Genomic DNA, 21,566 nt, shown 5'->3' with positions numbered 1-21,566 from the left:
TTCTCCTCTCATTGACTTTGACTTTATTTGACCTATGACCTTATTATAGTCCCCTATCAGAGGAATAACAAAATCGATTTAAGCCAATTTTCAGTCAAATTCAGGCAAATCAGCTGATTTAATGCTACAAATTTTAATGTTTTTAATGTTTTGACCTTTTTTGACCTTTATTTGATCTATCCTTCAAATTTCAGCACGATTAGTATATGTTTAGGCCCCACGTTCCATACAAGCCAGCATTTTCGCTTTCATTACAACGCCAAAACATCCTACTCAAAAAGAAATGATATAATGAAGGTCAAATAACGACCATTTTTCTTACGGGAGACCAATTGTATGCAACCAACCTATACTATGGATGATACGCAGTGGAGTAAGCTCATCCAGAATGTCGCCTATTATTTCGATGACCTCACCCTCAAACGAGGGTTCCAATATTATAAGCAAAGCCGTATTCGTTCGTTCACTATGACGGAGCCATCTAAGATCAATGCCCTTGTTGAAGGTAGAGAGGATTACCGCGTTACTATTGATCTGGACAGCTTCACGCGGTGCCATTGCAACTGCCCAGTTTCAGGACATTGCAAGCATATGGCCGCCGTGCTGCTCAGTTTTGCTGAACAACAGAATAGGTCTGTACAAGTTCTAGCTAACGCCAAAGCCGCATCTTTTCTCCCAAAAACATCTAGTAGTTCACCTGTCGGAACCGATGGAAAGCACCAGCAGCAGCTAAAAGAACATGCCAGCCGGATCGCTGACGGAGGCATCACGGAGTGGCGCGAGTATTTTGCGTTCTGCATCACGCCTCTGGCACATACCACTCGGAATCCTGAATATGTGGATCGGGCATTGTCTTCCATTACTAAATTTAAGCCGAAGTTATCACCGGAAATAGACAAGTTATTTACCCTGCATGCCCATCTTTTTCTTCTAGAAAAGCTGGCTAAGCCTTCCGCCAATCTACCCGGTCAGGTCGCCTTTACCTCATCACTCGGCTATTACACGCAAGTAGCGGTCTCTGAACTACAGGAAGCAATCACACGTCTGTTAAAAAGCACACTCCCGCTGTCTCCCGAGCAAGAGCAGGAATACGATCTGTGGCCGCATATCGTCGAGACCCTCTCCTACTTGCGCCGTGAGATGTTGACGGAGTCGCGCGATCGCTTGCGGGATCAACCCTCTTTTTCACTGTGCTATGACCTGCTGTGGAGAAACTGGATTTATCCGAATACAGGCGGAACTAAGCTTTATCTGGATGAAATCAAACAGCTTCAGCAGGCAGAAAGTGAATTAGGCGCTTCCCTGTCACGCCATGCGTGGCTATTAGCCCAGAGCCGCATGTATTTTTATCTGAAGGATGACCCAAAGGCTTGGGAATTACTGAATAAGGCTGCCGAGCGCCCAGGTCTCCATCCTGATGAGCTTATGAGCTTCACCTCCCCGCTTCTGGATGCAGGTGAATGGTCACGCTTGGTGGGCTGGCTTGCTCAGATCGGTCCACTGCTGAGTAGCAGACTCTATAATCTGAATAACTATTCGAACAGATGGGAAGAGGCCGTTCGCCACCTTCCTGAAGCTGAGCCGCAGATGTGGAATACATTAGCCACCATGTTACCTATCTCTGGAGAAGTATACGAAGAGAAATTAATTACCTATGAAAAATGGCAGACATGGATGGATTATCAACTGTCCATCGGTAAGCTGCCTTCCGAATTTCGTGTTACAGACCTCCAGCCTATGGAGAAAAACGCACCCGAAGTTCTACTCCCTTTCTACCATCAGGCCGTCGAAAGATTTGTGCTGGATAAGAATAGACATAGCTACAAGGCGGCTGTGAAACTATTGAAGCGATTATCCAAGCTGTATAAAAAAATGAAACAAGAAGAACGGTGGGAAGAGTTCCTCATTGCCTTCACCACAAAGCACAGCAGACTCCGTGCGCTGCAAGAGGAGCTTCGGAAAGGAAAGCTAATACCATGAACATGCATTTGCGCACGTTGACCATCCGGCTTACATTAAGCCAGTATGGCGACGCTTTAATATATGGAATGAATGAAAGAGAAGATCTCGTGCCCGGCTTGCAGCTTAAGCAGCGGTTATTCGCCTGGCATGAGGCGTCTTTTTATGGAACCGAGTTAACAGTTCAACCAGCTGGCGAAGGTGTAGAGCTAGTGATTCTACCTGCGGAGCAGGTCATCCCTTTCTTTGCAGAGCAGAAGCTGCTGGCGCATATCGAATGGAACTGGGAGGGCGATGCGGCCCATCTCACTGAACTGGTGCCACTACTGGCTATATGTCTGGAGAACAAACAGTATATTCCCGATATCTCCGCTTATCGTGCCGGGAGGTTGCAATGGACCTGGGATGAGGGCGCTTTGGCGCAGGTGGCAGTGGAGAATGACACTGCCAAAGGGGCCCTTGAGGCGCTAAATGGCGGCAGCGAATTTAGCCGCGGGTTACGCGCGGCGTTCTCCGCCGCCGTATCGCAGAGGTATTACAGCACGGAGGCCGAGGCAGGCGACCTCCGGAGCGAATTCCCGCTTCTATTCGATAGAAGCGGGGCCCTTGCAGCGGGCATGGATACCGCTGCATGGCTTATCGCCATTGGCTGGAAGGCGGATACCGCGCCTTTCCGGCCTGCACTTCAGCTGCTGGAGCCGGAAGGGGATGAATCCCCTTGGCGGCTGCAGCTGATCCTTCAGGACAAGCGCGATGAATCCGCGCTTGTTCACATCAGGCTCGCCGATGATGGCGAGCCGCACGGCTTGTGGCCGACAGCATGGTCGGCCCACGTGCACGAACGCGCCGCGGGATGGCTGGAGCGCCTCCGCGGCAGCCTGCCGCCCGAGCGCTTCGCGGCGGGCGGCGACGTGCTGACCGAACCGCTCAGCGATGGCATCGCTTGGCGGTTCTTAACCACCGAGAGCCAGCGGCTGCTGGAAGCAGGCTGGCAAGTGCTGCTGCCGGCGTGGTGGGAAGCCGCCAGCCGGAAAAACCGCGCCTGCGCGCCAAGATCAGCTCCGGCGAGGACAAACGCAGCGGCGGCGAGTCGCTGTTCGGCCTCGATTCGATCATCGATTTCGATTGGCGAATCTCCATCGGCGACGTCGACCTCACCGAAGCTGAATTTGCCGAGCTGGTCGCAAGAGGGGAACGACTCGTCCGCTTCAAAGGCAAATGGGTCTCGCTCGATCCCGCACTGCTGGCGCAAATCCAAAGAGCCATGGCAGGTATGGACAAGTCGCAAGGCTTGTCTTTCCAAGATGTGCTTCAGCTTCATTTGCTGCAAGCGAGTGAGGAAGCTGAGGCTGAGGCTACAGAAGAGCAGCTTCAAGAGGATGCGGCGCGCCTGCGGCTCGAGGTAGAGCTAAACGAGCATTTGATCAGTCTCATTGGTCAGCTCGGCCAGCGCTCACAATGGCCGAAGCCTCCAGTGCCCGCAGGACTCCAGGCAGAGCTACGCACCTATCAGCATGAAGGATATGCTTGGCTGACTTTCCTGCGTCAATTCGGTTTGGGGGCTTGTCTAGCCGATGATATGGGGCTTGGCAAGACCGTCCAACTCATCGCATATTTACTTCATATCAAAGAAAATACCGATCCTAGCTCATCCCGTCGCCAGACCGACCCTCCGGGTTGGCCTGCTCTGATCATCTGCCCTACCTCCGTGCTGGGCAACTGGCAGAAGGAATTGCAGCGCTTCGCGCCTTCTTTGAATGTGATGCTTCACTACGGAAGTCGCCGTTTGGACGCAGGATTCTTCTATGGCGCTGCGTCGCAAGCTGACGTGGTTCTCACCTCTTATGCGACTGCAGCGCTTGATCAGGAGTTGCTGAAGGAATTCACTTGGGCGGCGATTTGTCTGGACGAAGCACAGAACATCAAGAATGCTCAAACGAAGCAGTCGGTAGCTGTGCGCAGCTTCCCCGCTTTACACCGGATTGCGCTGACAGGAACACCTATAGAGAACAGATTATCCGAGCTGTGGTCCATTTATGATTTTATAACCCCAGGTTATCTGGGTAGTGCCAAAGCCTTTAACGACCGATTCAGTAATGCCATTGAGAAGGAACGTGACGAGAAACGTACAGCGGACCTACAGAATCTCGTGAAGCCGTTCATGCTACGCCGTAAGAAAAAGGATCCTAACATTCAGCTCGATCTTCCAGATAAAAACGAGATGAAGACCTATGTCCATCTGACAGCTGAACAAGCTGCGCTCTATGACCAGACCGTAAACGGACTGCTCGACCGTATGCAGAAGTTGGAAGGTATTGAGCGTAAGGGCGCCATTCTTGGGGCTTTGACCGGACTTAAGCAGTTATGCGATCACCCGATGCTTGTGACTAAGGAGGCCCTCCCTGAAACGGATTCGGACAACAAACTGGATACCAGTCTACTCATTAACCGTTCCTCTAAACTTGAAAGACTGCTGGATATGGTTAAGGAACTGCGTGCAGAGGATGAGCGCTGTCTCATCTTTACGCAATATGTTGGGATGGGAAAAATGCTTCAGGCTGTTCTACAGCAGGAGCTTGGGGAGCCTGTCCTTTATTTGAACGGAAGCACCTCCAAACAGGCGCGTGACCGAATGATTGAGCGATTCCAGACGCCTGCACCTTCCGCGGACGAAGGGTCCAGACGTCCAGATGCACCACCGTCTGATCAGCCGAATGTATTCATCCTTTCTCTCAAAGCCGGAGGTGTCGGTCTGAACTTAACCGCAGCCAATCACGTATTCCACTTCGATCGCTGGTGGAATCCGGCCGTTGAGAATCAGGCGACAGACCGCGCCTATCGGATGGGCCAGACGCGTGATGTACAGGTGCATAAGTTCATCGCTCTCGGGACGCTCGAAGAAAAGATTGATGAGATGCTGGAGAGTAAGCAGCAGCTAAGCGATAATGTCATCTCCAGCTCCGAAGGCTGGATTACCGAGCTGTCTACCGAGGCTTTGAAAGACCTATTTACATTACGGCGAGGCTTAACAGACTAATCTTAACGCTTGCAACGACCATCAAAAGGAACATTCGCATCTACGCGGATGTTCCTTTTTTCAATCACTAGAATTTATCTTCAGTACTGGATTAAAGAACGCTCACCATTGCTCGGACATCTTAAAGGTGACTGCGAGATCATCATCACCTGAAAGTGAGTTAACCACCAAAGTAACCGGCTCATTCTGAAGCTCGTAAGAGAGTCGCTCGTTAAGCAAATTAACAGCCAAATTCGCATAAGCACCGGAGATTCCCGATCCTGTACCTTGCATAATCACCTTTCCACCCGTGACCGTAGTGCAGGTGTAATTCACCAGCAGTGCCGTGTCCGTGGCAGGAATATCCGTAGTTGGCGTTGGGAAATTTTCGAATGTCCCATCCAGAATACCACCTGCGACGACCATATATCGCACAGGTCTTTTGGATAGAATATCTAAAGCCGCCGGTCTAATCTCAGCCGCAAGACCTTGTGGAATAGTAAAGGCAGAACTCCTCATAAAGCTAATTGCCGCGAAGTCAGTCGATGTAACCGATACGTTATCACGGATTTCCGAGGTTATACGGCTTACTTGAAACACTTCCAGATTAACAGCCGTCCAGACACCGTTCACATCCACAAGAAAAACCTGAATCTTCAATTGGTCCTGTGAATACACAAAATTAAATTGGAATAAATCCTCTACAATCGTGTAGGTCTTGCTTGACGTTTCCCGATATTGCAGCTCAAATAATTCTTCAATAAAGACTGTCTGAGGACTTGCACTATTGGCTAAACCCGTTAAATAACAAGCCGCGCCAGCTGATCCATTGTTAACCACTTTGATCACAACTTGATCTATTGGACGAGTACCGTCGACAGGTAAATTAATGATGGTGTTTGTAGAGAGGACAGGCAATGTCTTCACACCTCCTATTCATATCAAATTATATATATATGGTATGCAATCATTTTTTAGAATCCTTGGATTGATATTAAAATAGAGATGTGCTCCACCGAGCATAAAATACAGATTTGCCACCAAATAAAGGATGTGGTAAACTCGACTTAACTTTTTATGAACGGAGGGTTACGTGTGATAGACTTTATCCGAGTTAGAACTTTGCGCGGCTAATTGAATAGCGCTAAAGCTCTGCCCATGTGCAGAGGACTCAGGATAGGTCTACCCATTTAACTCCATAGAAGCCAATAAACCAACTGCTGCTCGTAAGGGATTAGGTTATCATTTCCCTACGCCCCAGCCGTTGTTTAATTCGATATATCTATGGAAGACCCTAATGTCGTAACGGAGATTTCTCCTTACACATTTGTTCTGACGTCCTCTAACGAACCGTAAGCACAGGCAGATGTCCTGTGTTTTTTTGCGTTTACTATTTACTATTGGAGGATGAATAAATATATGGAACAACTACGAGAAAAAGCTATTATAGTCGGTGTTCAGCTACAAAACGAAACAAACTTCGATTATTCGATGGAAGAACTCAGTAATTTGGCAGCTGCCTGTGACCTAGAAGTTGTCGGAGAACTTAGTCAGAAGGCAAGCCGGATCAACCCTTCCCACTATATCGGCACAGGCAAAATCCAAGAAGTATCTGCGCTCTTAGAAGCGAATGATGCTCCTATTGTTATTTTTAATGATGAGCTGTCTCCTTCACAGATTCGCAATTTGGAGTCTTCTCTAGGCCGTCAGGTCATTGATCGAACGATTCTGATCTTGAATATTTTCGCAGAAAGAGCGAAAACCAAAGAAGCACAGCTGCAAGTAGAAGTAGCCAAGCTGCAGTATATGCTGCCCCGCCTGACAGGTCTCCGAGAATCCCTCGGAAGACAAGGCGGTGGTGCTGGGCTGAAGAACAGAGGCGCTGGTGAAACGAAGCTGGAGCTGGATCGCAGAAGAATAGAAGAACGCATTTCAGCGTTACAAGTTGAGCTCCAACAGCAAGTAGCAAGGCGCCAAATTCAGCGAAAGCAGCGGCATAAGAATGAGGTTCCTGTCGTCTGTCTCGTCGGCTATACAAATACCGGCAAGTCCAGCTTAATGAATGTGATCGTGGAGACGTATCATCCCGGCTCTAATAAGCAAGTGTTCGCCAAGGATATGTTATTCGCTACGCTGGAGACATCCGTTCGGAGCATTGAGCTACCGGATCACAAAACCTTTTTATTAACAGATACCGTCGGATTCGTCAGCCAGCTTCCCCATCATCTGGTCAAAGCCTTCCGCTCCACGCTCGAAGAGGTGACCGAAGCTGACTTATTGATTCACGTAGTCGATATTTCCGATCCACAGCATGAGCAGCATATGGCCGTCACTGATGAGACTTTGAAAGCGCTCGGCGCGGACCAAATTCCAACGGTTTATGCCTACAACAAGGCTGACCTAACTGACTTGCCTTACCCTCACCTTGAGGGTGACAATGTCTATCTCTCTGCCAAACAAAATAGTGGGGTAGCTGAACTTACAGATCTGATTCGCGGCCATGTGTTTACGGATTATGTTCAGTGTGAAATTCTGATTCCATTTGATCGCGGCAATGTAGTCTCCTATTTCAACGAGCATGCCCATGTTCAATCCACTAGCTATGAAGAAACAGGCACACGGCTTGCGCTAGAATGTAGAAAATCTGATTTCGAGAAATTCCGCAACGACTTTGTTGAGCTTTAGGCTATTAGACACAGCAAAGGGGCTGTCCCATAAGTCATAATGACTCAGGGACAGCCCCTTCTTTTTCTTATTGGTGGAGCTGAATCCGGTTAACTACCCGAAACATTTCACTTAGTGTGCAAGTAATTTATCCAACAAACGAATGATCATCGCAACCGACTCCGCACGGGATGCAGCATCATTTGGTTTGAACAATTCGTTGCCTTTACCAGTTACTATGCCAGCAGTTGCAAAAGCATTGATTTGTTCTGAAGCCCAGTTCGTAGCTACATCCAAAAATAGATTGGATGCGTTAGGAACATAGTTTGTCAGACGAGCAAGCATTGCAACGATCTCAGCGCGAGAAATTTCTTGATTCGGATGGAAAGAACCATCACTGTAACCCGTAATTACCCCTTTAGCTTGTAATGCTGCAATCGATTCTGAAGCCCAATGCCCTTGCGTGTCAGAGAAAGATGAACCGCTTGAATTCTGTAGACCAAAAGCTTTTGCTAGCATTGTGGCGAACTCGGCGCGAGTTACCTTTTGATTCGGATGGTAAGAACCATCACTATAACCCGTTACAATCCCCATCTTAGCTGCACGCTCCACTACAGAGGCACTCCACGATGATGCCGGAACATCCGTAAAGTTTATAGTGGGAGCAGACTTCTCTTTTTCCACGATAGCTTTAACTGCATCTACATTTACCTTGTCGTTGAATACCGGCTTCAACGCTGTTGGCTTCGATGTCGATGTTGGCGGTGTTGGCATCGCTGTTGGCTTCGGTGTTGATGTTGGTGTAAGCGTTGCTGTTGGCTTTTGTGTAGATGTTGGTGGCGTTGATGTTGAATTCGGTGTTGGTGGCGTTGGTGTTGGTGTCGGTGTCGGTGTCGGTGTCGGTGTCGGTGTCGGTGTTGGCGTTGGTGTTGGTGTTGGCGTTGGTGTCGGTGTCTCAATTTCCGTTGTTTTCTTAACAGAAAACTCATCGATTAATGCACCCGCACTTGTACGTGCCTCCACATGAATCGCATCCTCAGTAATTTTAATAGCGGAGTATACAGGAACGTCTTCATCAAAAATATAATTCAAATAATTATATTGGGTGCCATCATAGAATTTCCAGCCTGAAGCACCACCATCAAGGTATACAGTACCCTCATTGGTAGCTTTATTTGGCTTTCCATCCATCATTGGATAGGTGCGCGCATATACATGATCATGACCAACCAGAACCAAATCGACTTTTTTCTTTTCTAATATGGGTGCAAAATAGGTTTGGGTGTACTCAACAAGGGATTCTCGGCCATTCTCTGTATGATAAGCTGGACGGTGGAACATAACGACAGTCCATTTTTTATCATTTTGATCCAAATCGTCCTTTAACCATGCTGCTTGATCAACCATCTGTTCCTCTGTGCCTTCTGAGTTCAATACGACAAAATGAGTATCATCGACTTCATAAGAGTAAGCATATTGCAGTTGGGATTCTGGTCCGTTTTCCGGGAAATTCGCACCTTTGGTGAACACATCCTTCCCTTCACTCTTCACATCATGGTTGCCCAGTGTTAGTGCAGTCGGGAGTTTTGTTGCATAAACAGAAGATGCTAGCCAGAACTTTTGCCATTCTTCGAATGCGCCGCCCACATCAACCATATCTCCACCATGCATAATAAACTGTGTTGATGGATATTGTGTCAAAGCGTTAGTCATTAGCTCTTGATAGATTTGTAATCCTGGTAGTTGATTCGTATGGGAATCCGTAATAAACAAGAATGAGGTCGGTGTTGATTTATCCTGATCGACAGTAGAATATTCATGCCACTCCGACCATTGGTCTTCATAGCCTACACGATATTTGTAAGTGGTATCTGCTTTCAAGCCCTTAACCAGGACATTATGAAACCGGATTTCACCCTTCGTTCCATTTTCCTTCATACTAAGCACCTGCAGCTCACTCTCAGCTTGCTGCTGCTTTACTTTATTGTTGTCTGGGCTTGCACCTGCTCCCCATTCACCAGTTTCGATGTATTGAATATACGTAGAGGTTTGATCTGGTTTTGTTTGCCAGGCAGCACTCAGTTGTGAAGACATATCCTCTGCGACATAGGTTTGAATATATTGCGGTTCATTCATACCATACTGCTCTACAACTTCATAATTGACAACCTTACTGTTCTGATCACCGATGACTGCTTGTACCTGATAGGTTCCAAGTGCCAATGTAGTGAGGTCTGTTATTAACTGTCCTTTAGCATCTGTTTTACCAAGGCTGCCGCTCAATAACTGACTACTAACATCAGCTTCAGAGATATAACCTGTTGTTTGTCCGTCTGCGAGAATAACCTCGTAAAATCCATTCTTAGCTGCTGTTGAAGCATAGTAACGTTCACCATCATTTGCAACCATGATTACATTAGAAGATGTATCATCATCCTCATATACACTAGACGTAACAGTGTTAACTGTAACGACTGAGCTTTGCTTTAATAATCCAGTGAAAACAATATCCGCACCTTCATACGGATTGCCTCCATGGTCTAACACTGTAAAGGTAGAAGGTGTACCCAAACCAACTCCCGTCATTTTTAGCTGATAAGGGAAACCGATTGTATAATGAATAGGCGCAGCTAATGGTGTACTCGTCTGAACGCCGCCAGCAGTAAGACTCGCATTACTCATTGTTATGGTTTTGTACGCTTCACCACGCTCTAAGACGGCATGAGAGCTCACTCTGAAGTTAACAGTAACGACATTTTGAGCTGCTGCTATTACGTTATCAAGTGCTACTTGAACCATGCCGTGCTCATTATCAATATCTGAGGTTAGGGAAACTCCAGCCGCCTGAGTAATGCTTTCAACTTGAAGGGTGCTTGCATCATAATTCAAGGTGAATTTTGCCTGCTCTGCTTTCAAGTAATCTTTGATATTAATATGAACAGGATAGATTTCATTACTTATGGCTTCTTCGTCTGCAGTCATGAACAAACGCTCTCCTGCATTTATTGTGAAGGTGAGTTTTTTGGTTGCCGGGTTACCATTTTTGTCCTTCACTTCAATCACAAGCTCATGATAACCGCCATCTACATATTCTCCTGGGTAAGTTAATAAATTTGTATCTGGAGAATAGTGCACTTCATCCGTGATATCCGTTCCATCTAACTGAACAGATAAGGTACCCAAATCCAGACCTGATCCGTTATCGGTCAGCTCAACCTTCAATTCATCAAGTGGAGTGTTTAAGACTTCATTTTCAACAGGGGCTTTAGGTTTAATGGCAGGAACGTCCTTATCCTCATCAACTTCATCATAGATAAAGGTAATATCATCTACCCAAATAGAGCCCTTGTTTTTCTTGCTCATATTCGATTGTTTCAATTGGAAAAACAATTCAAGAACAATCGGACCCGGTTTACCCTCCGGAATATCTGCCTCGATATATTTCCAGCCGGACCAGTTGATACCCACTTGATTTACATCATAAAATTCTGCCTGGAAAGAAGATCCGCCTATATCTCTAAATTTTGTCGTCAGCAAATGTCCTTCATTGTTTGCATAAACCCACATGCCTACTTTAGTAGGGTAACCTGTAACTGGGATATTTCCCGTTTTATACCCGACTTCAATTTGAGAGGGGTTATCTACTATGCCGATCATATCGTAATCAATTCTAGCCGAATATTGCCCATTTCTTACAAGCTTCTTGTTATCTTCCAAATGCAGCGTAGCATTATACATACGTTTAGGATTAAATTTCACATCATTGATTCCATCTTCAAAATCTTCGACCAGGATGGATGGCGTAGTATCATCTGCTGCGTAGACATAATTATTTTGACTAAAGCCTGTATTAAACCCTCCTCCTAGCAACGTTATCGCTGATGCAATCACTATTGTCTTACGTAATGTATTCATGCGCTTATCCTTCCCCCCTGTTAGTAAAGTATTGATCAATGAGTACTATAACAGTTCAATGTAAAATTAAACCTTTGCTATTATTAAAGATTTAAATTGTATGCATGACGTAATATGCAAGAGTCACAAAGAGGTGCAATACAGCTGCTCAAGCTTTAATGACTACGAACTAGAACTATTGAATCCACACGAAAAAAAGACACCCTAGATGGTGTCTTTACTGAAACTACGTATGACGGACAAACGGATGGTGAAGTGATTCCAGAACACCACCTCGTTCGTGTTATGGACAACTGAAGAATAACCGGGGCTGTTTCTTTTGTAGAACATCTACTTATGAGACAGCCCCTTTTTTTCAGGAAGATTACTCTTCTTGGTACCCTCTTAGCTGTTAAATCTTATAAATGTAGCTTCTAGTCCCTATTCTTGAAAACACAGTGCACTCAGAGCCTCTATTTTCCGCCATGGGTAAGATAGAGCCTGTAGATAGTCGCTGTAAATAATTAAAATCAGGATGTATCGACTCATTCGTAAGAAAAGCTGAGGTATTGCTTCCGGGCGATCTTTCCTCATTAAGAGAGGCTATGATGACTTCTGCAGTGGTTATCCCAATGCCGTGGCCATAATACAGGTCTTCTTCAAGCTTAACAGCATTTTCACCCTGCCATTCTGGCTTGCTAGGCGCATGATCTGGATTCCTGAAATACACAATATCTCCCCGCAGCATCTGATCCTTATTATAGTTCGTAATTAAGCGCAGATTCTCGTCGTAGTTCCAATCCCATAAGAATAAATCCGTAAAATACCTATTAAAGGCTTCTTCACCTATAGCTTCAATTGTCGCCCTGTACATAACAATGACCATCGCTGTCGCACATTCGAAGGCATATAAATGTCCGTTCTGAAAAATGTCTTTAATCCCCACCGAAGGCGCCACACCAGCGTTTAGCTGTAGTCCTCCAATATCTGTACGCGTCCAAAACTGCGGGTTGCAGCGCGACTCATCAAATGTTGCAAAATCCGCTCCACTGTTATTTAAAGCTTCCGCCGATTCCACGATGCTGTCTCTCATTTTCCGTTCAAAGTCAAGGGCATCGGGTGAACGAACTTCCTTCACCATGCTTAGTCCCTCCAATATTATAGGTTCTAAATATAGGTTATTGTACGTGTTCGCTGCCCAGTTGGTGCTTAATTCATTTTATTCCCCTGACTCAACAAACCACTGATTGAGCTGCCTGGTCTCTTCCGTCAAAATATCCAAATATATAGAAGTGCGGTATCCCGTATCCTTTAAGCTTTTTCCCGTAATCTCTGCTATGCGATTTAATCTGTACAGCAATGTGTTGGTATGAATATGTAAAAAAGCGGCGGATTCCTTCAAGTTTCCACTGAGTGATAAATAAACGGCAATCGTTTTTAGAAAATCACTTTTATGCTCGCGATCATGCTCTTTTAGCGGATACAGTAAAGGACTTTTACGGGTCCGACTACGTTTTTGCTCTATAATAGCCGGAACATACGCCCAAAATCCAATATCCTCATACAATAGTAACTCTCGGCCATGAAAAGGCAGCAGCTTCTTGATTTCCAGAATGGAACCCGCTTCCCAGTACGCAATGGCTGCCGACATATATTCAGTGTAATCCAGGCTACAGCCTGCAGCCAGCATACAGTTCTCACTCTTACGCATATCCTCGATAATTTTGTGCATGAACGAATACAGACCACCCGTCCCTTCCATGCGAAAGCTGAATGAAAACAATATAATTAACCGATTGTGCTCAGCAGTCAGAAACAATAATTTCAGCCCCGGATAGGAGGTCATAGTTTGCCGAAACCGAAGTACGAAGTGGTCATTGATGACCTTGTCACTCTCAAACACGCTAATATAAAATTTGTCCGGCAAAAGAATCGACCAAACTTCCGCATCCTGCTTGATATTCGCTTCATTGTCGTAATGGGAGGTGAGCAGCTTCCAGAAAAAATCCTCCTGCGTTTTCTCCTGCTTCGTCTTCCAACCCCGTTGCTTCAATATATAACGACCAACAATGGCCGCCGCTTTCTCTACAATATTCTCTGCGTGTCCTTCAACTAGATTGCCTGCATCCACTACCCATATGTACCCGAGTATTTCCTTCTGATGTTTGATGCAAATAGCGAGTCGGGGGCCAAGACCTACCTCCATGACCGCAGGAATCCGAATCGGACGTGTAGCGCTCTCAAGCTGCTGCATAATCCCCTTCTTGCGCAAGCCAATAATGACAGCGTTAGGCACGCGCTTTCCAATAATGGTCGAAATTCTCGCGGAATCACTCTCAAATTGATGGGAGCTGTATCCGATCACATGATGATTGCTGTCCTCAATCGTAACTTGGGATTGAAGAGATTCACTAATCGCATCCGCCAACGATTCCATACTATCGAAGAAACGATCAAACAATGGATCCTTTTCCGTCACTAGCCCCACCCCTGCCTGAAAAAATAGCCGAACCTTGTACTCTAGAGTGATTTTATTATAGTATGCGTGCTCCTAGCTGACTATAAGATAATGGGATGGGGCGAGATGGCGGGACCTTGAGATCGCCGGGTGGAGGAGTTACGAGGTTATAGAGTTGCGTGGGGGCGTATTTGCTGAGTACAGGTTACGTTGGTTGCGAAATGGCGGGGTTATGGAGTGGCGTGGGACGGAGTTGCAGGTTACGTTGATGCGGATTACGGGAAGCGAGGTGACGGAGTGGCGCGACAACACTTAAACCGCTACTTGAGAGAGCCCCCTTATAGTTTTTAGGGAATTCCTCCCTGTAATTGTGTCTCTTTAGCTTTGACTGCTACTAATCAGGGAAAACCTCCCTATAATTCCTCCAATTCAGGCACAATCGGGCACATTCTTCGTATTTTTAGGGAGAAATTCCCTAATTATAGCGTTTCAAGCTATTTTCGCGTAATTTTTAGGGAGGATTTCCCTAAAAATCATCTTCAACAAATCTCTCACCGTAACAAAAAACCAAATACTGACTAATCAAGCTGTAACTAGCCAAATCAGGCTACACATAGTTGAAACTTGCTAGTTTTGATCGAATTCAAACCAACTTCTACGTTGTCTATCCACCTTTAGCGTCGCGCTGGCAACATCAACAGTACCTAACCATACCAAATACAACTTAGCTACTTTTAACAATACACCAACACACATCCACCCGATCCAACCATCTTCATAACGCAGTCCTACAGCCTTTAACACCGAACTAGTAGATTTCTGCTGGATCTAGCCACACTGAAGCCGCTCCTAGCTACCTCATAGATCAAACTAACAGACTTCTACCGGATCTCCCCACACCGAACTGAGCCGAAATTATTACTCCCACAAACAACAAACAGCAAACTCCCAAAGCGGGAATTCGCTGTCTATTGTCCCTAAATATCACCACTCATTTGGAACGCATCTATTTAGCTCTATTTAGCTCATCGTGAACGTCTGCTCCATAGCTTGTTCTACCGTAAAATGTTTCTCGCCAAGCGCTTCAGCCACGGCTTGGCAGGTGATTTTACCGTTGGCGACATTTACGCCGCTTCTTAGGCCGGCATTCTCCTGAATCGCCTTGATCACGCCTTTATTGGCAATTTTCAGGGCATATGGAACGGTGACATTGGTTAAAGCGATCGTCGAAGTTTTGGCCACAGCGCCCGGCATATTAGCAACAGAATAATGCAGCACGCCGTGCTTGATAAATACAGGATTATCATGTGTTGTCACTCTGTCGATCGTCTCTACGATACCACCTTGGTCAATGGCCACATCGACAATCACCGATCCCGGCTTCATGGTCTTGACCATTTCTTCTGTAACCAGCTTCGGTGCTTTCGCACCCGGAATCAACACCGCACCTACCAGCAGATCTGCCTCAGCTACCACTTTGGCAATATTGTAAGGGTTAGAGATCAGCGTATTGATCTGTGCCCCAAAAATATCATCTAATTGACGCAATCTTTCTGCACTGAGGTCAACAATTGTAACATCAGCACCCAAACCGATAGCCATTTTTGCAGCGTTTGTACCTACTACTCCACCGCCGATGATGCTAACTTTGCCACGACTAACCCCAGGAACACCGGAGAGAAGAATCCCTTGTCCGCCATAGTTTTTTTGCAAGAACTGAGCGCCAAGCTGAACAGACATCCGGCCCGCCACTTCACTCATCGGTGTTAATAACGGCAAGGTACGTTCATGAACAACTGTCTCATACCCGATGGCAAAGACACCCTTGTCTTTGAGCGCAGCGGCCAGAGAAGGTTCAGGCGCAAGATGCAGATACGTGAACAAAATAAGGCCTGGACGGAAATAAGGGTACTCGCTTTCCAGCGGTTCTTTCACTTTCATCACCATTTCGGCAGAGCTCCAGACCGTAGCTGCGTCCTGAATCAGCTTCGCTCCGGCAGAAGCATACTCTTCGTTCGGAAATCCACTTCCCACACCAGCCCCAGCTTCCACCAGCACTTGATGTCCTTCTTTAATAAGGCTAACTACACCCGCAGGCGTTATGGCTACACGATTCTCATTATTTTTAATTTCTTTAGGCACTCCGATAATCATCATTCATCTCTCCCGTCTAATGTAGATCCCTTATGTAAAGAATAATAACATACGTTTAGCATTCCCAATTTGGTAAAAAATTAAAATATTATCTATCATCATTGTGTTTTTACACAAAGGATTCGACTTAAACCGCCCAGTAACTTTATGTCATTTGGTACCCAACACAACCCTAATCATTATCTCATAAAAAAAGACACTGCTTAAAGTGTCTTTTTGACGATTTTGTATGAAATTAAAGCACTACTTCCATAATAGAATGTTATGTTTAGTGACGCGTATTACTTTGACAGTAATAACAACACCGTTTCTAGGATTACATTTACCCCTTTTTCACAGTCTTCATAGGAGGTAAACTCCTCTTCACAATGACTTTTTCCCTTCACACTAGGTACAAACACCATCGCGGATGGCAGAAAGCTGGCTACGAACTGAGCATCATGCCCTGCGCCACTTGCGATCTTCCGTTTAGAATAACCCAAGGCTTGTGCCGCTTGCTCCACTAAATCACATATCCCCTGGTCAAACCAAACAGTCTCTCTGCCCCAAAGCTTGGTCTTACTTACTCCGCAGTCCAGTAGCATCTCCGGCAAGCTATGAATAATAGCTTCCACCTCACGGACAATCTCCATATCTTTATGTCTAGCCTCAATGGTGAAGATCACTTTATTAGGAATGACGGTATGAATATTAGGAAACACATTCATTCTGCCCATGGTATACACCAGTTCAGAATCGAGCGCACTAAGCTTGTTTCTAAGCTCCGTGATCAAATCCGTGGCAGCGAACAAGGCATCCTTGCGCATTGCCATAGGCGTGGTGCCCGCATGATCCGATTCCCCCGTCACCTCAATCTCATAACAGGCCATGCCAACTACACAGTCCACCAGACCAATCGACAGTTCTTCTTGTTCTAGCACGGGACCTTGCTCGATGTGAAGCTCCAAATAAGCAGTGGCTTCGGTAATACGATTGCTCGCGTCTCCCTCATATCCACTCTCCTCCAGCGCTTCGCCAAAGGTAATGCCCTCCGGATCTTTTTTATTCAACATTTCTGCCTTGTCGAACTTACCGGCCAGCACACCAGAAGCCATCATCGAAGGCTCAAAGCGAGCCCCTTCTTCATTTGTGAAATTCATAATGGTCACCGATAGCTTCGGTTTTATCCCGTGATCCACGAGTGTGCGAACTACCTCTAGTCCAGCGATTACCCCAAGGATACCATCGAATCTGCCGCCTTTTTTCACAGTATCCATATGCGAACCAATCACAATAGGAGGCCCAGACTCTACACCCGCAAGCGTAGCGTACATCGTGCCCATATCATCCACCTTCACAGACATCCCCAATTCTTCACAACAGGATCGAAAATAATCCCGAACCTTAAGATCCTCTTCCGTCAGCGATAACCGGGTCACGCCGTTGTTATCTGTACGCCCATAATCCGCAAATGCCTCAATCGTATTCTTTAATCTCTCACCGTTCACGAATATTTTTTGCAGCTGCATCGTAGGTCCCTCCGCTTCGAGCGTTCATGATTTTATAGACTTTCTATATATGTTATACCAATCGATATGATTGTCATTTTACATACTGTAATAATTATTATTCGCGTAATGTTACAACAAAATAGAGGTAGCAATAAGTAAACTAAAGTAGTATATACAATCTTTTGAGACGGAGGGTAAGCTTAAGATAGCTATTTATCCCGTTCTACCAAGGAAAGGAGCAGCACATGAATCTAAGCATTGTGGTCCCAGTATACAATATAGAACATTATATAACCCCTATGTTTAATTCACTCCTTACCCAAAGTGAACCGCATTTCGAGGTTATTATCGTGGATGACGGATCTACGGATAACACTTACAACGTTATAGCAAATATTCTCGCACTTCACCCCACCCTTTCCTGCAAAGTCATTCGAACAGAGAATCAGGGGGTTAGTTCGGCTAGAAATAGAGGCCTAGCAGAAGCCACAGGGAATTATGTGTTGTTTCTGGATGGAGATGATTATATTTCTGCAGACTTAGTGCGGACCATTCATACCTATATCCATGACGCTGGCCCCGAGATTATCTGCTGGGGTTATAACCATGTTTCAGAGGATGGAGTCACTACTTTGAGTTATACATCCGCTTATAGCGACATAACAGGCAGTGAAGCGCTGACTCATATTTTTGTGGACAAAAGCTTACGAATATGGACAGGGAGCATTGCGTACAAACGGGAATTGTTACTCCTTCATGATCTCCAATATACGGAATGCTGTGTGAATGGAGAAGATCAGGAATTCATCTACAAAGCCTTATCCAGAGCCGCCAGAGTTGTCACGCTTCCGGATATTCTATCGTTTTATTTACAAAGAAACACGTCAATTTCCAACAGCTATAATGTGAAAAAATTTGATGTCGTCGATGTATTCAAACGGGTCGATGCCTACTTTCAGGCACATCCCTTTGAGCAGTTGGATACGATATCCCCTTATATAAGAAATCGTGAGCTGATCGAGAATTACTTTTTCAACATAAAGACCTGTCTAAATGAGACAGAAGGGGTAAGCATTCAGGAGTTACTTCGCGACATCGATCATACCTATCCTGAACTAAATCAAGAAATGTATGAACTCATAAGACGTTATAGGGGCAATGATCGAAGATTAGCCCTTTATATCCGAGCATTCTTAATCTCCCCGCTTCTATATCACAGATTCATTTCTGTGGAGAGAAGCTTATCCAGGTTCAAGCGAAGGGAATCTAGAATATGAAAAAGATGCTGATCTATGCCTATACCGAATTTAATTTGGGCGATGATTTATTCATAAAGGTGTTGTGCGAGAGATATCCGGATACGGAGTTCAGAATCTGCGCTCCACACCTATACAAGCTATGCTTCAAAGAGATCAAGAATCTCAAAGTGATTCCTTCCGATTCCATTTTCTTAAGAGGTATTGCCTATATTTGCAGAAGATTAAAGATACATAATCTGGTGCAAAAATATATGGCAGACCACTCCGATGGCGTTGTTCATATCGGCGGATCGATTTTTATGCAGGCAGAGCATTGGGAAGAGCATTTCAAGAACGCAGAAGCTATTCGGAATAAGAATAAGCCCTACTATTTATTAGGATCGAATTTCGGCCCTTACACAGATAAAGAATATTATGAGGAACACAGGCGGATTTTTAAGGACTATACAGACATCTGCTTTAGAGAAAAGTACTCTTATGATTTATTTGAGGATCTGGATCATGTCCGTTTAGCACCCGATATTATTTTTCAGCTTAACCCGTCAGGTCTTCAAACCGAACCAGAGGATTATATCGTCTTATCCGTCATTAAGCCTTCTGCTAAAGGTCTGAACGGTTTTGACAACCTCTATTATGAAAAAATGAAAGAACTCGCAATTTATTTCATTGAAAAAGGCTACGCTGTTCATTTCATGTCATTTTGTGAACACGAAGGCGATCAGCTGGCGATTGAGGAAATCCGGAATCTTATGGGCCCCTCCTATGAGGATGCCACCCAAGTGCATTTATATAAAACGAATATGGAAGAGGTCTTGGCCGTTCTAGCCCATTCCAGCTTTATCGTAGCTTCAAGATTCCATGCGATGATCCTCGGCTGGGTATTGGGTAAACCAGTGTTTCCCGTCGCTTACAGCAAAAAAATGATCAATGTAATGGAAGATGCCCAGTTCAAAGGGCTATATACCGATTTCACTACACTGGAGCAGCTCCAGCCTGCGCAGGTTTTTGAAAGTATGACTACTCACTATATGGATGTCACGCCGCAAGCCAAACATGCCGAAAGGCATTTCGAGCATCTGGATACGTATTTATCGCTTTACGAAAGGAGGATACGTTATGAGAGCCAAGCGGAGCATTCTTAACTTATCTTTTGGACTCGGGAGTCAGCTCATTACGATCATCCTCGGTTTTTTTATACCCCGACTGATTATGGTCAACTATGGCTCAGAGGCCAATGGTTTAATCGCTTCTATTGTACAAATTATTAGTTATTTGGCACTGCTGGAAGCCGGCGTAGGCGCCGCTTCGATCCAAGCCCTATATAAGCCAGTAGCTTCGGATGATAAGAACCACATCAACTCTATTTTGGCCGCCACCTCTAGCTATTATAAAAAAACAGGCATTTATTATTTCTTCGCCGTCCTTCTAATCGCCACCGTGTATCCATTAGTGATCACTTCTGACATCGATCGATTATCGATTATGCTCATTATTTTACTCACAGGAATGGGCGGAGCGATCAATTATTATTTCCAAGGGAAATTCAAAGTGCTTCTCGCTGCAGAGGGAAAAAGCTATGTAGAGACTTCTATAGTCACCGTAGCTAATATTCTGAACAATGTAATTCGGATTCTGTTATTACTTCAAGGCGTTAACATCATTGCTGTGCAAGCTTCCTATTTCATATTGACCATACTTCAAATCGTCGTCTTCTATATTTATATCAATAAGCATTACAAATGGATCAACCTAAATCTCAAACCAGACTATGAAGCCATTGGGCAAAAAAATTCCGTGCTAGTCCATGAGATCTCCTACTTAGTGTTTAGAAATACCGACGTGCTGATCCTGACTATATTTACGAACTTAAAGATCGTCAGCATTTATGTCATGTACAACATGATTTTTACGATTGTAGATAACATCGTCCAAACCATAAACGGAAGCGTGAAGGCTGCTCTCGGTCAGAGCTTTCATGAGAGTAAAGAAGCCTTTATTAAATTTTATGATGCTTACGAAGTGTATTTTATGGGGCTCATTTTCTCGATTCTAACGGTAGCTTACATTCTAATTCTACCTTTTATGAAACTGTATACTGCTGGGGTAAATGACGTGAATTATATCGATATGTGGCTGCCGATCCTGTTCGTAGTCATCAAATTATTAACCAATGCCAGAGCTTCCTCCAATAATGTGATTACGATCGCCGGACATTTCAAGAACACACAGAACCGTTCCATTCTAGAATCCACTATCAATCTAGTCGCTTCTATTGTCTTCGTTATCTTTATGGGAATTTACGGTGTATTGATGGGGACGATAGCCGCTCTCTTGTATCGTTCCATAGATATCGTGGTCTATGCTAGCAGACATCTGCTGGATCGGAGCCCTTGGGTCACTTTTAGAAGATGGCTAACGAATGCAGTAGTTTTTGTGGGCATTATTCTGATCTCCAACGCCATCGACATCCCTATCCATTCCTATGCAGGAATTATGTTGTGGGGTGTACTGTTAGGGCTTGTGATCCTGCCCGTATATTTCGTAATTGCCTCTTTAATGGAACGGGAAGTATTCCTATATACATGGGGGCATCTCAAAACGTATCGATATAAACTCAAAAGTAAAATTGCAGCTAGACCTAAGGTAAGTGGTTTATCCAAATAACACAGCAG

14 protein-coding genes and 1 pseudogene are annotated in these 21,566 nt (G+C 45.2%); 8 read left to right on the top strand and 7 right to left on the bottom strand.

Going from position 1 to position 21,566, the window contains the following annotated elements:
• Positions 1-336 precede the first annotated feature (336 nt).
• The 3 genes and pseudogenes from MHI27_RS01390 to MHI27_RS01380 all read left to right on the top strand — a co-directional run bounded on the left by MHI27_RS01390 (position 337) and on the right by MHI27_RS01380 (position 4,996).
• Positions 337-1,980 carry an SWIM zinc finger domain-containing protein gene (locus MHI27_RS01390; RefSeq protein ID WP_405175414.1) on the top strand — a complete coding sequence of 548 codons (1,644 nt, stop codon included), beginning with the start codon at positions 337-339 and terminating at the stop codon, positions 1,978-1,980.
• Positions 1,977-2,993, top strand: a pseudogene (locus tag MHI27_RS01385) (ATP-dependent helicase); the annotation flags it as partial. The gene MHI27_RS01390 and the pseudogene MHI27_RS01385, both read left to right, overlap by 4 nt.
• Complete coding sequence (locus MHI27_RS01380) at positions 2,969-4,996, top strand: DEAD/DEAH box helicase (protein ID WP_405175413.1); 2,028 nt, start codon at positions 2,969-2,971, stop codon at positions 4,994-4,996. The pseudogene MHI27_RS01385 and the gene MHI27_RS01380, both read left to right, overlap by 25 nt.
• Positions 4,997-5,098: 102 nt before the next feature.
• Here MHI27_RS01380 and MHI27_RS01375 read toward each other — a convergent pair whose 3' ends face one another.
• Positions 5,099-5,902 carry a hypothetical protein gene (locus MHI27_RS01375; RefSeq protein ID WP_405175412.1) on the bottom strand — a complete coding sequence of 268 codons (804 nt, stop codon included), beginning with the start codon at positions 5,900-5,902 and terminating at the stop codon, positions 5,099-5,101.
• 492 nt (positions 5,903-6,394) lie between these two features.
• Here MHI27_RS01375 and hflX point away from each other — a divergent pair, with 492 nt between their 5' ends.
• Entirely contained in the window at positions 6,395-7,660 is a 1,266-nt protein-coding gene (gene hflX, locus MHI27_RS01370) for a GTPase HflX (protein WP_405175411.1), read from the top strand.
• A gap of 111 nt (positions 7,661-7,771) precedes the next feature.
• Here the strand turns inward: hflX and MHI27_RS01365 are convergent, their stop codons facing one another.
• From MHI27_RS01365 to MHI27_RS01355, 3 genes are all read right to left on the bottom strand, one after another.
• Positions 7,772-11,554, bottom strand: a complete 3,783-nt coding sequence (locus tag MHI27_RS01365; RefSeq protein ID WP_405175410.1) for an S-layer homology domain-containing protein — start codon at positions 11,552-11,554, stop codon at positions 7,772-7,774.
• Between the two features lie 391 nt (positions 11,555-11,945).
• Positions 11,946-12,674 carry a protein-glutamine gamma-glutamyltransferase gene (locus tag MHI27_RS01360; RefSeq protein ID WP_405175409.1) on the bottom strand — a complete coding sequence of 243 codons (729 nt, stop codon included), beginning with the start codon at positions 12,672-12,674 and terminating at the stop codon, positions 11,946-11,948.
• A 78-nt stretch (positions 12,675-12,752) separates the two neighbouring features.
• Positions 12,753-14,012: a CdaR family transcriptional regulator gene (locus MHI27_RS01355; protein ID WP_283909837.1), complete on the bottom strand. Its 1,260-nt coding sequence runs from the start codon at positions 14,010-14,012 to the stop codon at positions 12,753-12,755.
• Between the two features lie 154 nt (positions 14,013-14,166).
• On the opposite strand from MHI27_RS01355, the gene MHI27_RS01350 reads away from it, so the two are divergent.
• Positions 14,167-14,307, top strand: a complete 141-nt coding sequence (locus MHI27_RS01350; RefSeq protein ID WP_405175408.1) for a hypothetical protein — start codon at positions 14,167-14,169, stop codon at positions 14,305-14,307.
• A gap of 311 nt (positions 14,308-14,618) precedes the next feature.
• On the opposite strand, the gene MHI27_RS01345 is transcribed toward MHI27_RS01350, so the two are convergent.
• From MHI27_RS01345 to MHI27_RS01335, 3 genes are all read right to left on the bottom strand, one after another.
• Positions 14,619-14,795 (bottom strand): hypothetical protein, encoded by a 177-nt coding sequence (locus MHI27_RS01345; RefSeq protein WP_405175407.1) that lies wholly within the window; start codon positions 14,793-14,795, stop codon positions 14,619-14,621.
• Positions 14,796-15,011: 216 nt separating this feature from the next.
• Positions 15,012-16,145, bottom strand: a complete 1,134-nt coding sequence (gene ald / locus MHI27_RS01340) for an alanine dehydrogenase (protein ID WP_405176680.1) — start codon at positions 16,143-16,145, stop codon at positions 15,012-15,014.
• 281 nt (positions 16,146-16,426) lie between these two features.
• A complete protein-coding gene (locus MHI27_RS01335; protein WP_405175406.1) occupies positions 16,427-17,653 on the bottom strand; it encodes a Zn-dependent hydrolase in 1,227 nt (408 codons plus the stop codon).
• A 227-nt stretch (positions 17,654-17,880) separates the two neighbouring features.
• Between MHI27_RS01335 and MHI27_RS01330 the strand changes: the two genes are divergently transcribed.
• Genes MHI27_RS01330 through MHI27_RS01320 form a run of 3 tightly spaced genes read left to right on the top strand, consistent with a single transcriptional unit; the run spans position 17,881 to position 21,558 of the window.
• On the top strand, positions 17,881-18,912 hold the full coding sequence (locus MHI27_RS01330) for a glycosyltransferase family A protein (protein WP_339244342.1): 1,032 nt from the start codon (positions 17,881-17,883) through the stop codon (positions 18,910-18,912).
• Entirely contained in the window at positions 18,909-20,036 is a 1,128-nt protein-coding gene (locus tag MHI27_RS01325) for a polysaccharide pyruvyl transferase family protein (RefSeq protein WP_339244341.1), read from the top strand. The genes MHI27_RS01330 and MHI27_RS01325 overlap by 4 nt, the downstream gene beginning before the upstream one ends.
• A complete protein-coding gene (locus MHI27_RS01320; protein ID WP_405175405.1) occupies positions 20,011-21,558 on the top strand; it encodes a sugar isomerase in 1,548 nt (515 codons plus the stop codon). Before MHI27_RS01325 ends, MHI27_RS01320 begins: the two co-directional genes overlap by 26 nt.
• Positions 21,559-21,566: the final 8 nt, after the last annotated feature.

The organism is Paenibacillus sp. FSL H8-0261, from assembly GCF_045040645.1.
Taxonomy (GTDB): Bacteria; Bacillota; Bacilli; order Paenibacillales; family Paenibacillaceae; genus Paenibacillus_AQ.
This window is presented reverse-complemented; position numbering and strand designations above follow the sequence as displayed.